The 13,484-nt window shown below is 39.7% G+C and carries 15 protein-coding genes; 1 reads left to right on the top strand and 14 read right to left on the bottom strand.

Annotated elements, in window-relative coordinates; all coding sequences use genetic code 11:
- Positions 1-63: 63 nt before the first annotated feature.
- The 7 genes from KHA88_RS13930 to KHA88_RS13900 are packed head-to-tail and all read right to left on the bottom strand — an operon-like array spanning position 64 to position 5,021.
- Positions 64-888, bottom strand: a complete 825-nt coding sequence (locus KHA88_RS13930; RefSeq protein ID WP_213122238.1) for an urease accessory protein UreD — start codon at positions 886-888, stop codon at positions 64-66.
- A gap of 1 nt (position 889) precedes the next feature.
- Entirely contained in the window at positions 890-1,501 is a 612-nt protein-coding gene (ureG, locus tag KHA88_RS13925; RefSeq protein WP_213108034.1) for an urease accessory protein UreG, read from the bottom strand.
- A gap of 19 nt (positions 1,502-1,520) precedes the next feature.
- A complete protein-coding gene (locus tag KHA88_RS13920) occupies positions 1,521-2,207 on the bottom strand; it encodes an urease accessory protein UreF (RefSeq protein WP_213098023.1) in 687 nt (228 codons plus the stop codon).
- A complete protein-coding gene (ureE, locus tag KHA88_RS13915; protein WP_213098024.1) occupies positions 2,200-2,655 on the bottom strand; it encodes an urease accessory protein UreE in 456 nt (151 codons plus the stop codon). The genes KHA88_RS13920 and ureE overlap by 8 nt, the downstream gene beginning before the upstream one ends.
- A 12-nt stretch (positions 2,656-2,667) precedes the next feature.
- Complete coding sequence (ureC, locus tag KHA88_RS13910; RefSeq protein WP_213098025.1) at positions 2,668-4,380, bottom strand: urease subunit alpha; 1,713 nt, start codon at positions 4,378-4,380, stop codon at positions 2,668-2,670.
- On the bottom strand, positions 4,380-4,700 hold the full coding sequence (locus KHA88_RS13905; RefSeq protein WP_213098026.1) for an urease subunit beta: 321 nt from the start codon (positions 4,698-4,700) through the stop codon (positions 4,380-4,382). The genes ureC and KHA88_RS13905 overlap by 1 nt, the downstream gene beginning before the upstream one ends.
- 18 nt (positions 4,701-4,718) lie before the next feature.
- A complete protein-coding gene (locus tag KHA88_RS13900) occupies positions 4,719-5,021 on the bottom strand; it encodes an urease subunit gamma (protein WP_213098027.1) in 303 nt (100 codons plus the stop codon).
- A gap of 340 nt (positions 5,022-5,361) precedes the next feature.
- Here KHA88_RS13900 and KHA88_RS13895 point away from each other — a divergent pair, with 340 nt between their 5' ends.
- Positions 5,362-6,303, top strand: a complete 942-nt coding sequence (locus KHA88_RS13895) for an urea transporter (protein WP_213098028.1) — start codon at positions 5,362-5,364, stop codon at positions 6,301-6,303.
- 138 nt (positions 6,304-6,441) lie between these two features.
- Here the strand turns inward: KHA88_RS13895 and KHA88_RS13890 are convergent, their stop codons facing one another.
- The 7 genes from KHA88_RS13890 to KHA88_RS13860 all read right to left on the bottom strand — a co-directional run bounded on the left by KHA88_RS13890 (position 6,442) and on the right by KHA88_RS13860 (position 13,481).
- A complete protein-coding gene (locus KHA88_RS13890) occupies positions 6,442-6,669 on the bottom strand; it encodes a hypothetical protein (protein WP_213098029.1) in 228 nt (75 codons plus the stop codon).
- A gap of 68 nt (positions 6,670-6,737) precedes the next feature.
- Entirely contained in the window at positions 6,738-8,591 is a 1,854-nt protein-coding gene (locus KHA88_RS13885; protein ID WP_213122237.1) for an ABC transporter ATP-binding protein, read from the bottom strand.
- The gene (locus KHA88_RS13880) at positions 8,588-10,315 is read right to left on the bottom strand and encodes an ABC transporter ATP-binding protein (protein WP_213098031.1); all 1,728 of its coding nucleotides are present in this window, start codon (positions 10,313-10,315) and stop codon (positions 8,588-8,590) included. The genes KHA88_RS13885 and KHA88_RS13880 overlap by 4 nt, the downstream gene beginning before the upstream one ends.
- A gap of 42 nt (positions 10,316-10,357) precedes the next feature.
- Complete coding sequence (locus KHA88_RS13875; RefSeq protein WP_213108032.1) at positions 10,358-11,338, bottom strand: nuclease-related domain-containing protein; 981 nt, start codon at positions 11,336-11,338, stop codon at positions 10,358-10,360.
- 412 nt (positions 11,339-11,750) lie between these two features.
- Complete coding sequence (locus KHA88_RS13870; protein ID WP_213098033.1) at positions 11,751-12,440, bottom strand: anti-sigma factor; 690 nt, start codon at positions 12,438-12,440, stop codon at positions 11,751-11,753.
- On the bottom strand, positions 12,441-12,989 hold the full coding sequence (locus KHA88_RS13865) for an RNA polymerase sigma factor (protein WP_213098034.1): 549 nt from the start codon (positions 12,987-12,989) through the stop codon (positions 12,441-12,443).
- A 60-nt stretch (positions 12,990-13,049) separates the two neighbouring features.
- Entirely contained in the window at positions 13,050-13,481 is a 432-nt protein-coding gene (locus tag KHA88_RS13860; protein ID WP_213098035.1) for a COG4315 family predicted lipoprotein, read from the bottom strand.
- Positions 13,482-13,484 lie beyond the last annotated feature (3 nt).

Here is a 13,484-nt window from a genome sequence, read left to right as displayed (position 1 = left end):
TTCATTTTAAAATAGAAAAACCCGTCGGGAAATTTTCATTTCACGACGGGTTTGTAATGTTATTTAATATTTTCTTAGGAAAACAGCTTGTTTATTCAACCATTTCTCACGAATTAGTCGATGGGCCTCCATCATTATTTTCTCAATCGCTTGCGTCGAATTAGCAAGTACTCTCAAAGTAAAACCGGGAACGGAAAGCTCAGAGATACCGATTTTGCTATCTCCAGAAACTTCTTTCAGTGCAGCATGCAGTTCGTCAAGGAAGCTAGCTGTCATTTTCTCACTAATAACAATCATGGATCCCAAATGCGTATAGCCTTCCATTAATCCGATAGCTTCTATTTTCTGTCTGCCTGGTGCTAGTTTTAAATGATCAAATACGACTAGCTCATCATCCAAATAGATTTCATTTTTTAGCTGCAGTAATTCATAGCTAAATAGGTCTCCTTCTGGTGACCACCCGGGGGTCAACATGTCACAATAGACAAGCGTTGCCCCACTTTCCATACGGATAATATTTTTCTGCAGATAACGTGCATCTTGATAGCCGATTAACGGGTCAGGGATGTATTCAAGCACACTATTCTTTTTCAAAATAAATTCTGTCTCTTGGACTACTGGGACATGTGGGGTTCTATATACTTTAGCAGATGACTGGGTTGTTAGCAGCAGCTCTGCCTCTTCTTCAACCGTAATATCCATGCAGTATGTATCGCCGTCCACATAGCCACCGCCAGGATTAATAAGAAAATAAGTAGCCTGTCCTGATTGATCAAGATAATGAGGGCGCATCACTTTAAATGCCCCTTGGAAAAAGACGTTTTTCGGTACGGTTTTACCTTGTTTATTTTCTACGGATAACCGTAAAATCCCCGTCCAATTATTCATCTTAATTGAGACCTGCCAACAGGGCGTTCTTCTTAATCCAATCTATTACTTCATCAAGGCCGGTATTATCTTGTAAATTGGTGAAGACAAATGGTTTATTGCCGCGGAAAACTTTTGTGTCTGATTCCATTACATCAAGGCTTGCACCAACATAAGGGGCCAAATCAATTTTATTGATGACGAATAGATCCGATTTGATCATACCTTGTCCGCCTTTTCGCGGTATTTTTTCACCTTGGGCAACATCGATAATGTAAATGGAAAAATCAACAAGTTCCGGGCTAAACGTCGCGGCTAGATTGTCTCCGCCGCTTTCCACAAAAATCAATTCAAGATCTTGATGCTGCTTTTTTAAATCTTCAATGGCAGCTGTGTTCATCGAAGTATCTTCTCTGATGGCAGTATGCGGGCAACCACCGGTTTCAACGCCAATGATTCTATCAGAAGGAAGTACACCATGATTCATTAAGTACTTCGCATCCTCTTTTGTATAAATATCATTTGTTACGACCGCCATACTAATCTCATCTTTCATAGCCCGGGTAAGCTTTTCAACGAGCATTGTTTTACCAGCTCCGACGGGTCCCCCTACGCCAATTTTAATTGGTTCCATATAGTAAACACTCCTTTAATTAAGACATAAAAATTCTAATATTTAATCGTTCATGCTTCATTTGTGATATTTCAATACCAGGTGCAGTAATGCCAAAATCATCTTTCGACAATTGTTCCGTGGCTTTTGCTGTTTCTAACAGCCAAGGTTGAATATCTCTGAGAATTCTTTGACCTGCCGTCTGACCAAGCGGAATTCCCCTAACTGCGTTTTGGACAATCCCCGACACACAGGAATACAAATAGGCAGAAATAGCACTTGTTTTAGGCACTTTCAAGCAAAATGCAATCATGGTGAAAACGATAGCTGGGTGTCCGAACGACTGATTGTCCTCAATCCGATTCTTGTATTTGGCAAGTATAGGGAAATCATAGAGTGATAATCCTAAACTCAACATTCGTTCTCCCATTTTATAACTGCCTTCCCTTACTTCCCGTGGAAGATTCTGCACGGTAATCATGCGGTCCAGCTTCCAGATTTCTTCAACATCCTCCCGCTCCATAGCTTCATATACGAGACGGCTTACTAAGCCGTCTGTATATTTCAACTGTTCCTCCAAGTAAATATTTAGCCACGCCTTAAACGTTTCCGGATCCACAACTTTATCTTCTTGAATATACGTTTCCAAACCATAGGAATGGCTGAACGCTCCAGTTGGCAGCTGCGAATCAGTCAGTTGGAATAGGGCTAGCAAATAGTTATTCATGACTATGCCCGATATGGCGGAATGCCTGTTTTACTTTTCTTTCTTCCCGTTCAAATGGAATGCCAAGCTCTTGAAGGAGTTCTTCAACAAGATAATCGTATTGAACAAACATTTCATTGCCTTCAAATTGTGCAGGCAAATGGCGGTTACCAAGCTGATGGGCAATATTCCCCATTTCTTGGATTGTCCGAGGCTTTATTATTAGAAGGTCATCCGGCATAACATCAACAATGATCATATTATGATCATCCATAAATAAAACGTCACCAGCAACTAAGTCACGCGCTTCCTTTAACCTAATACCTAGCTCTTTGCCGTGGTCAGTGGTGACTCTTTGAATTCTTTTTACTAGGTCACTGCTTTCCAAATATACTTTTTCCTTGTGATATTTGGAAAGCACATCCTTATCCATTTCATCTATATGTGTAACGATTTCTTCAATAATCATTCATCTGACTCCTTAAAATAAAAAGTATCGCTGGGCCATAGGTACGGTCTCGACAGGATCACAAGTAAGTAATTCTCCGTTTACCCTTACTTCATATGTTTGTGGATCAACCGTAATTTCTGGCGTTTCCGAATTAAGCTTCATATCTTTTTTCGTCAAGTTACGGATGCCGTGTACTGGTAGAATTACTTTTTCCAATCCAAGTTTCTCCTTGATACCAGCGTTATAAGCAGCTTGTGATACGAAAGTAATCGAATGTTTAAACAATGCTTTTCCAGTGGTAGCATACATTGGGCGATAAATATATGGCTGCGGTGTTGGTATGGAAGCATTCGGATCTCCCATAACGCTATTTACAACCATTCCACTTTTCAGCACCATATCTGGTTTTACACCAAAGAATTTCGGGCTCCAAATAACAAGGTCAGCAATTTTTCCAACTTCAATCGATCCGACATAATGACCAATTCCGTGCGCTATCGCAGGATTGATTGTAAATTTGGCAACGTAGCGTTTCACACGGTTATTATCGCCGACACCATTGTCACCGGCCAATTTCCCGCGCTGTTTCTTCATTTTGTCAGCAACTTGCCAAGTTCGGATGGTTACTTCCCCAACGCGGCCCATCGCTTGCGCATCAGAGCTCGTCATACTGAAAATGCCCATATCTTGTAGAATGTCTTCAGCGGCAATTGTTTCTGAACGAATCCGCGAATCGGCAAATGCTACATCCTCAGGAATATCAGGATTTAAATGATGGCACACCATCAGCATGTCCAAATGCTCGTCTACCGTATTGACAGTAAATGGAAGCGTAGGATTCGTCGATGCTGGAAGTACATTCATATAACTAGCAACTTTAATGATGTCTGGAGCATGTCCTCCTCCAGCTCCCTCCGTATGGAAGGAATGAATAACCCTGTCTTTCAATGCAGCCATTGTATTTTCAACAAATCCGCCCTCGTTTAATGTATCCGCATGCAAGGCAACTTGAACATCGTATTTATCAGCAACATCCAAAGAGCGATCAATGGAAGAGTAAGTTGCTCCCCAGTCTTCATGGACTTTCAATCCAATAGCACCAGCTTCGATTTGTTCAGCAAGAGGTTCTTCATTAGCTGCATGACCTTTTCCTAATAAACCAACGTTAATTGGCAAACCTTCAACTGCTTCAAGCATGCGGTGCATATGATAAGGACCAGGTGTTACCGTTGTTGCTTTAGATCCTTCAGCAGGACCTGTTCCGCCGCCTATTAATGTTGTCGTTCCCGCTGTCAATGCAGTTTCGACTTGATCAGGATTAATAAAATGGACATGGGTATCAATCGCCCCAGCCGTTATGATTTTTCCTTCTCCTGCAATAACTTCAGTAGAAGCACCAATGACGATATCAATGTTGTCCATGATGAGAGGGTTTCCAGCCTTGCCAATTTTGAAGATTTTCCCATCTCTAATAGCAAGGTCAGCTTTATAAATCCCCGTATAATCAACAATGATAATATTTGTAATAACTAAATCAGGAATATCATCACCGCGAGTAGCGAGTGGATGCTGCCCCATCCCTTCACGGATCACCTTTCCTCCTCCGAACAATACTTCTTCTCCATACAATGTATAGTCTTCTTCTATTTCAATAAAAAGATCTGTATCAGCAAGACGAACCGCATCTCCTTTTGTTGGCCCGTACAAATCTGTATATTGTTTTCTAGACATGCGAAAGCTCATTATTTATTCCTCCGATCAACTGATCCTTCTGTCTTTTCGTTTAGTCCGTATACTTTACGCTCCCCGCCAAGTGCCACTAGTTCAACTTCCTTTGGGTCACCCGGTTCGAACCGGACGGCTGAACCTGCAGGAACATTTAAGCGAAATCCGAAAGCATCCTCACGGGTAAAATCAAGAGCCTCATTTACTTCATAAAAGTGGAAATGAGACCCGACCTGAACAGGACGATCTCCTTTATTGATGACTGATATCTTCTTTACATCTTTTCCTTCATTACAAATAATATCTTCATCCATCAAAACATACTCACCAGGTTTCATCGTACAATATACCTCCCATCATCTAATCGGATTATGAACCGTTACGAGTTTGACCCCATCCGGGAATGTTGCCTCTACTTGAATATCATCAATCATATCTGCTACGCCTTCCATCACATCATCTACAGATAAAATCGTTCCTCCATATTCCATCAGTTCTGCAACTGATTTCCCGTCTCTTGCACCTTCCAAGAGTTCGTATGTAATAAGGGCGACTGATTCCGGATGATTGAGCTTAAGCCCTCTTTCCTTCCGGCGCCTTGCCAAATCCGCTGCTACGACGATCATCAGTTTTTCCTGTTCGCGTGGCAATAAATGCATACTGGTTCCTCCTAACTTTTATCCATTTTTTGTCATTTCAACCAATTAAAAATATACACGAAGCGCACCTTTAGAAGTGTTCCCATTTTCAAAGGAATTAAACAACTAAAAAATATGCGGTCCCTGCATTATTCTTGGCGAAAAGACATGAAATTAGAAGATAACAAAAGGTCTTCTACTACTAGTTTTAAATGCTCAATCACGTTCTGTCAATGTTAACGCATCTTTGGTACACGTCGGGTAGTAAAAGTCAATAGTGACTTTATGATATTTTGATGTGATAATGGGGTACATTAATTATAAATCGAGTTGATAGTGAAAAAATAAGGAGATGTTTTGTTTGCAGAATGCGTTAGAAACCTTTTTAGGACGTAATTATTATTCCTCATTTATAATCACTGCCTTAAAAGGCATCTCCCAAGTACTCTTTATCGAAAATGCTGTTTCCGGAATGATTATTTTATTTGGGATTGCGATTTATTCTCCAGAGCTAGCATTAATAGCCTTTGCATCTTCATTACTTGGAACACTAATCGGTTATTATGGAGGAGCCGATGAAATCTTGGTGAGGAAAGGGATATTTGGCTTTAATTCTGTTTTAACCGGCGTAGCCGTATTGGTATTTATGCAAGGCGACCTTCGCTGGCTTCTCGCCATAACAGGAGCCGTAGCTGCAGCAATTCTTACAGCTGGTTTGATTGAAATAGGAAAGGCGTTTAATTTACCTGTCCTTACTTTTCCTTTTATTATGATTACATGGTTTTTACTGCTATCTTCTTACCGTCTGAAAGCTTTCAATTTGAGTCCTGACTTATCTCCACAATCCCTATCTAGTTGGCATTTCGAGATTGAAGGTCAGCCAGAAGTGTTTGAAGGCTTGTTTAAAGGGATTAGTGAAGTGTTCTTATTTGATTATTTTTGGTCGGGTGTGTTTATTTTAGCGGGGATATTTTGGGCGGGATGGAGATATGGTCTCTTTACAGTTTTAGGAACAGGGACTGCTTGGCTAATTGCATATAGCCTTGGAGCTGACATTAAATTGGTTAATATGGGTTTATATAGTTATAATGCCATCCTAACCGTGATTGCTGTTGGATTCACATATAGTCCACATAAGCGAACTATTCCTTTTGCTGGATTGCTTGCCGCAGTTATTACCGTTCCTGTTACAGCTAGTATTGATACATGGCTATTGCCGTTTGGACTGCCGACACTCTCAATGCCTTTCGTTCTTTGTTCATGGTTATTCATTAGTGCAAGGCGAATGCTGCCTGATCTATAGAAAAGCACAAACGCCTTGGGATGGAAGAACGGCAAAGTGAAGGACTCGAGGGCTAGGCGCTGGAGCTAGAGATGGTAGATTATACTTTACAACCCACATAGAAAAGGGACAGGTTCAAATGACCCTGTCCCTTTAATATTAATGAGGATAATCTTGTTTAATCATAATTTTTTTGATCTTTTTTTCAACTGCGTCTATTGACGCATCATGATCTTCGGATTTTGGCTGTGGATTGAACCAAGTTATCTTGCCATTAGCGTAATGATATTGACCTTCATAATCTTTTCCTTCAATCGTCAGCTCAAAATGAATTTTACCATGGGGCAAATGTTCAAATACTTCCCTCGTCACTATAAAATCTTCCATGTGAACCTCCCCTAACTTTTATACAAATATCGTTCCCTATGTTAAACCGAATAAACAGCTTTTAATCGTTATCCAACATTTGCCGAAAATTGACTTTGATACAAGTCGGCATAAAATCCATTTTTCCTAATCAGTTCCTCGTGTGTACCTTTTTCTATAATATCACCGTCATTCATGACTAAAATCGCATCCGCATCCCGAATAGTCGATAGCCTATGTGCAATCACAAAGCTTGTACGCCCTGCCATCAGTACTTTCATCGCACGCTGAATTTTCATTTCTGTCCGGGTATCAACGCTGCTCGTTGCTTCGTCCAAAATTAAAATTTTAGGATCAGCTAATATCGCTCTAGCAATCGTCATCAATTGGCGCTGTCCTTGCGAAATATTGGATGCATCTTCACCTAAAATCGTGTCATAGCCGTCGGGCAATGTGCGTATAAAGTCATCGGCAAAAGCGCTTTTCGCTGCCTTAATAATCTCCTCTTCACTTGCACCTTCTCGACCGTATGCGATATTGTCACGGATAGTGCCGTTGAAGAGCCATGTGTCCTGAAGTACCATGGCAAACAGCGATCGCACCTGTTCACGGGATAAATCAGTAAGATCTGTTCCGTCGATAAAAATCTTCCCGCCATCCAGCTCGTAAAACCTCATTAGCAAATTGATGATCGTTGTTTTTCCTGCCCCAGTCGGACCAACAATGGCAATCGTTTGCCCGGGGCTTACTTCGAGATTTAAGTCTTTGATCACGGGCTCACCTTGTTTATAGCCGAAGCGGACATGCTCAAAAGTGATTCCACCTTGTAGCTGCTTCGCATCTAATGATGCTGGTGTTTCGTGCATTTCTTCCTCTTCATCGAGCAATGCAAAAACTCGTTCTGCTGAAGCTAGTGCTGTTTGAATCATGTTGGCAATTCCAGCCGCTTGAGCCATTGGATGAGTAAGTTGCTGTGAATATTGAATGAACGCCTGAACATCACCAATTCGAATTGTGCCATTTAGTACGAGAATACCGCCACCGATACTTACAAATACAAAGCCTAAGTTACCAACAAATGTCATCAAAGGCATCATGATTCCCGAAATAAATTGAGCTTTCCAACCTGAATAATAAAGACGGTCATTGATGGCATCAAATTTTTCAATCGCTTCATCTTCCTGTCCAAATGCTTTAATGACTTGATGACCGGAAAACATTTCTTCAATATGGCCGTTAACTTCACCCAATTCCCTCTGCTGATTAATAAAATGCTTTTGTGAAAAAGAAGCGACAAATTTAATTGCAAAGGCACTTAATGGGAAAGTAATCAATACAACAAGCGTCAATAGTGGACTGATAATCAGCATCATGACGATCGTCCCTATAATCGAAATGACAGATGTAATCAACTGTGATAATGCTTGCTGCAAAGAGTTGTTAATATTATCGATATCATTGATAACCCGGCTTAATACGTCGCCATGCGGGTGCCGATCATAATATCGTAAAGGTAGACGGGTTAATTTATTGTTTACAGCACTGCGAATTTCAGCAGTTGTTTTTTGTGATACTCCTGCCATTATGTATTGTTGTATATAGGCAAACAGTGATGAGATCACGTATAAACCAATAAGCATCATCAGAAGCTTGCTTAAAAATTGAAAGTCGATATTTGACCCTGATGTAACACTGGAAAAAATCGATGTTGTTGCATTTCCTAATAATTTTGGTGTAATCACATTGAATAAAGTAGAGAAAATGGCTGCTATGGCAACGAATATCAATTGATATTTACGTGGCTTTAAGTATCCAAGCAGCCTCCAGAGCGTTTTTTTGAACTCTTTTGGTTTCTCACCATGCATTCCATGGGGCCCACCCCCACCCATACCGCCTCCACGCCTTGCAGAAGGCCTATTTCTTTGATGATTTTGTTTACTCATGCGCCTTCCTCCTCTGTCGCTTGAGATGAAACAATTTCCTGATAAATTCGATTTTCACTCAATAATTCTCGGTGTGTTCCAACTCCTGCGATTGTCCCTTCATTCAAAACAATGATTTGGTCAGCATGGATAACGGTGTTGACACGCTGCGCCACGATAATAATGGTTGAATTGCCTGTTTCCTGTTTTAATGCTGATCTTAATCTTGCATCCGTCTTATAATCAAGGGCTGAAAAACTATCATCGAAAATATAGATTTCAGGTTTTCTAACGAGGGCACGAGCAATAGCAAGCCTCTGCTTCTGGCCACCAGATAAATTTGCGCCTCCTTGATCGATATTCGACTGCAGCCCGTCTTCTTTTTCAGAAACAAAATCAATAGCTTGGGCAGTTTCAAGAGCTTTCAAAATCTCATCTTCCCCTGCCGTCTGTTTTCCATATTGGATATTTTCAGCGATTGTCCCACTAAATAATGAAGCTTTTTGTGGAACATAACCAATCTTGTTTCTAAGTGCTTTTTGGGACATCGTTCTGACATCGACTCCATCGATTAGAACAGCTCCAGATTCTACGTCATAAAAACGTGGAATTAACTTTACCAGCGTGGATTTTCCAGCACCCGTACTGCCAATAACTGCAGTCGTCTCACCGGGCTTTGCCTGAAAAGAAATATTCGTAAGAACAGGTTTTTCAGCACCTTCATATCGAAAAGTAACGTTTTGGAATTCGACAAATCCATACTTATCCACTGCGTTCTCCGTTTTTTCCGGATCCTTTATGATCTGCTCCATCATCAGCACTTCATTAATCCTTTTCACAGATGCCTGCGCACGTGGAATCATAATAAAGCCCATTGAAAGCATAATTAAAGAGAATAAGATCATCATCGCGTACTGAAGAAAGGCCATTAAATTACCGACTTGCATCAAACCTTGGTCAATTCTTACAGCTCCGAACCAAACAATGGCAATATTCGTGAAGTTCATAACAATAATCATGACGGGGAAAAGCAAAGCCATCATTTTATTCACTTTTATGCCCGTATCACGGAAATCTTCATTTGCTATATTAAAGCGGTCTTTTTCATATCCAACCCGATTAAATGCCCTTACTACCCGAATGCCTGTTAAATTTTCACGGACAAGTAAATTCAATCGGTCAGTCTTTTTTTGCAAAGCGCCAAAAAGCGGGATTGCTTTTCTTGAAATAAGGAAAATGAGTAGTGCTAAAATTGGGAGTGCACCAAGAAATATTAGTGACAGGCCTGGATCTCTTGAAACCGCCAAAATGATGCCGCCGACTAGCATTAATGGCGCACGTGTCATCATTCTAAGCATCATATTCAGAACATCTTGCACTTGTTTAACATCATTCGTTGTTCTCGTAATAAGAGAGGCTGTCCCTATTTTATCGAATGTTTGTAAGGAAAAATTTTCTACGTGAACAAATAAACTGCGCCTCACATCTCTTCCAAAACCTAAAGCCACTTTCGATGCAAAAAACGAGACCGCCACCGTAAGAAGGACCGCAGCTATGGCACTGATAACCATCCAACCGCCAGTTTTTACTATATAGGGCATATCCCCGTTCATAATTCCCACATCCACAACATTCGCCATCAACGTCGGCAAAAGTAACTCAAGCATAATGCCTGCAAGCGTTAGTATGACGACCATTCCGATTTGCAGTGAATACGGTTTCAAATATTTCATTGTACTCCTCATCTGTAATCACGTCCTAATCATTGGTTCATATTTCCATCCTGTTTAACAGTATAGATGATACCTCCTATCTTTTGTAGTACCAGTTGGTGTGAAATTCGATGTTTTTAATAACTTTTGTGCTACTGAACTGGAGGATAGCTGTAAAAATTTTCTTGTTTCAGAATTGGAGATTGTGGAGTTTATTAAGAAAGAGTAATCCTCGAGAGCATTCAGGTGAGCGTTTTTGTAAGAATAAGAACAACGGTTGCAAACCCATGATCCTTTACTTCTACTCATTGTCATAGTGGAACATTTTTCGCAGAAAACGCCTGGGAGGATATCGGATTTGGAGAGTTCGAAACGTTGAAGCATATTCGGATTGTGCGGAGTGTCGTTTATTAAAAGGAGTTTAGAAATCTTACGAAGTTCAGACCTCGTCAATTTTTCGTCTTTATGCTTTTTATGAAAGAATTGTATCTTCTCAAGAAGACGTGTGCTGCGAATTACTTTTTGTAAATAATCGGGCCTCTTAGCAGGCATTTTTAACAATGAATAAGGATTTGCCATTACCACTAGAGATTCAATCGGAACGTTCTTGTATTTCTTTTGTTGCAGCAAACTTGATAATTGAAATTGTTGATGTTTAACCTGTTGAACGGGATCAGGAAAAGCTTCCTCAATTCCATTTAAAGTCCTAATCATTTGATTTAAGTCCGGATCAAATGTTATCGTGCCAGAAATGTTTTTCACTTCTAGGATTAGAAGGAAATAGTTTGTCTGGATTAAAAAATCCATTTGAAAGTGATGGGTTTTGTAAGGAATCCTAAGATCGTGGAAAATGAAGTACTCTTTATCAGGCAAAAAACTCAAATAATAATCCAAAGACTCCTCGCCTCTGTATCCAGCCCAACTTCTAGCAGCTTCTGCTACGACTTCTTTCCATTTGGAGTGACTCATCGGAAGTCTCCTCAATAATGCTTCCAGTTTTTTTATCTTTATTGGGATTTTTCGTTGTTTAATAATCAATTCATCAACTCTTTTCATTATTTTAAACTCTACATTCGATATGCAAGACCAAAACTCCTTCTTAATTTACCTAATTCGACTCACTTAAGAATAATGCCGCGGATTTGAATCATAATCCCGCCAAACCAGGGGTTAATCCCGCCAAATGTATACTTATTCCCGCTGATGAGCGAAAAAAGAGACTCTTCTGCTGAATTAATGTCAAATCAACAATTACTTGCACTTATTTTGATTATTTTTTTGATAAGAATGGGATATAATCCTGCTGGATGCCGGATATTCGACTCAAATAGAAATAATCCCGCCAAATGTGTACTTAATCCCGCCGATTTCTAGTTAATCCCGCCAAACGTGTGCTCAATCCAGCCGATTTTCAGTTAATCTCGCCAAATGTAAAAAGACTTGCCCATGCCGGACAAGTCTTCATTCATTAAGATGATCCCACTATCTTTTTCCCTCTTGGTTGGGTACTGAATTCATCTGGTTCTTTCGTGATGCCGATTTGGTCAAATTGATCATTTTGCGCAAGATTAAATGTCAACACTCCTTCACCGGTTTCATTTGGTTTGAAAATCCCTGCGTTTGCCCGTTCTCCGTCATGTAACAGCCATACTTGATAAACTTCAGAGCCTTGTAACGGTGGCAAATTACTCAGCTGAACGACTAAGCGTCTTGCCTCACCTTGTTGTAAGATGAACGCCTGTCCACTTGCTGTCGTTTCATCAGCAGACTTTAAAAATAGTGTGGAAGAAACCTCAATCGGCAGATCAAGTTCATTTTTCAATTGAACATTGGAAAATAATAGGATGAAAGATAATGCTGCAATTACAATCGTTACTGGTGTAAACTGCCTTCTGAAATTTCCAATCCAATCCCTAAGCTTTGCTTTACGGCTCTTTTTTTCTTTCTCGAAAATAAAATTCATTACCTCCGTTTTTAATAATTCAGGAGGTTCAACCTCTGCAAAATCCCATTTTAATGAATCCCAGGCTTCTGTCATTTGCTCATACTCCCTGGTACATTCACGGCAATGTTTCAAATGCTCCGCGAATGTCTTTTTCCCTTCCAAACTCAACTCGTCCGCAATAAATGAAAGTAGGTTATTACATTCCTTGTCCATTTACAAATCACCTACTTCCAAATACTTCTTTAACTTTTTAAGAGATTGATGAAGCCTGCTTTTAATCGTTCCGAGCGGTTCATTTTCCATTTTGGCAATTTCTGAGAGCGAATAGCCCTTCCAATATAATAAATCAATTAATCTTTTTTGCGGTTTACTTAACTGATTTTTTGCAGTAGTAATTTCACTAAAGATAAGGCTATCTTCGATTTCATTTTTCGGATCCGCGATATCAATTGGCGCATCAATTTGTTTATTATTCTGTACGTGAACACTATCTTTACGAATATAGTCTACGCATACATTTCGTGTAACAGTTAATAGCCAATTAATGAAGCTTCCTTTTTCAGAGCTATAGCTGCTTTTTGTCGTCCAAAGTTTTAAAAATACTAATTGAACAATTTCTTTCGCTTTTTCTTCATTTCCATTTGTAAATTTATATATAAAACTATAAATCAACTTAATATATCTGTCATAAATTTCTTCCAAGGCAGGACGATGCTTTTTATTTACTAGCGCCATTAATTCTTCGTCAAGTTTTTCTTTCAATCGCACCTGCACTCCTCACCATGTCAATTTTACAAAATCAACAATTGGAATTTTCATTTCTTATGGAAAAGCAGTTTCATCATTAACAATATACCAAACATCCTTGACACCTTCACCATTAACATCACCTTTTTGCTTATCATTCACAAAATAGTAAAGTGGATATCCGTTGTACGTAACCTGCTCTTCTCCTGTATCTTCTCTTTTAATAGTATTAAAGTCTTTTTTATCAAAGCCACTCGGCACATTAAAATCTTTTTCTGTAAAGGGCGGCCAATTGTCTAAACATTCTCCAGCACAATTGCTTTTACCTGATTCATCCTTTTTAAAGTAATATAGTGTCATTCCTTTAGAATCTGCCAGATAGTCACCCGTTTTTTCGCTCTCTAACACTTGTAGACTTGCCGATTGTGTTGAAGTATTTGTCGCTTTATTTCCACAGGCAGCCAATAACAATATTGATGAGAAAACTATTAACATCCACTTTTTCATTTA

This window comes from Lederbergia citrea, from assembly GCF_018343525.1.
GTDB classification, from domain to species: Bacteria; Bacillota; Bacilli; order Bacillales; family Bacillaceae_C; genus Lederbergia; species Lederbergia citrea.
The sequence above is the reverse complement of the archived record's forward strand: the minus strand, read 5'-3'. Positions and strand labels throughout refer to the sequence as shown.

Excerpts from the sequence above, each read along its gene's own strand:
- KHA88_RS13930 (WP_213122238.1), bottom strand. The coding sequence starts at position 888 with ATGAATAATTGGACGGGGATTTTACGGTTATCCGTAGAAAATAAACAA.
- ureG (WP_213108034.1), bottom strand. The coding sequence starts at position 1,501 with ATGGAACCAATTAAAATTGGCGTAGGGGGACCCGTCGGAGCTGGTAAA.
- KHA88_RS13920 (WP_213098023.1), bottom strand. The coding sequence starts at position 2,207 with ATGAATAACTATTTGCTAGCCCTATTCCAACTGACTGATTCGCAGCTG.
- ureE (WP_213098024.1), bottom strand. The coding sequence starts at position 2,655 with ATGATTATTGAAGAAATCGTTACACATATAGATGAAATGGATAAGGAT.
- ureC (WP_213098025.1), bottom strand. The coding sequence starts at position 4,380 with ATGAGCTTTCGCATGTCTAGAAAACAATATACAGATTTGTACGGGCCA.
- KHA88_RS13905 (WP_213098026.1), bottom strand. The coding sequence starts at position 4,700 with ATGAAACCTGGTGAGTATGTTTTGATGGATGAAGATATTATTTGTAAT.
- KHA88_RS13900 (WP_213098027.1), bottom strand. The coding sequence starts at position 5,021 with ATGCATTTATTGCCACGCGAACAGGAAAAACTGATGATCGTCGTAGCA.
- KHA88_RS13890 (WP_213098029.1), bottom strand. The coding sequence starts at position 6,669 with ATGGAAGATTTTATAGTGACGAGGGAAGTATTTGAACATTTGCCCCAT.
- KHA88_RS13885 (WP_213122237.1), bottom strand. The coding sequence starts at position 8,591 with ATGAGTAAACAAAATCATCAAAGAAATAGGCCTTCTGCAAGGCGTGGA.
- KHA88_RS13880 (WP_213098031.1), bottom strand. The coding sequence starts at position 10,315 with ATGAGGAGTACAATGAAATATTTGAAACCGTATTCACTGCAAATCGGA.
- KHA88_RS13875 (WP_213108032.1), bottom strand. The coding sequence starts at position 11,338 with ATGAAAAGAGTTGATGAATTGATTATTAAACAACGAAAAATCCCAATA.
- KHA88_RS13870 (WP_213098033.1), bottom strand. The coding sequence starts at position 12,440 with ATGGACAAGGAATGTAATAACCTACTTTCATTTATTGCGGACGAGTTG.
- KHA88_RS13860 (WP_213098035.1), bottom strand. The coding sequence starts at position 13,481 with ATGAAAAAGTGGATGTTAATAGTTTTCTCATCAATATTGTTATTGGCT.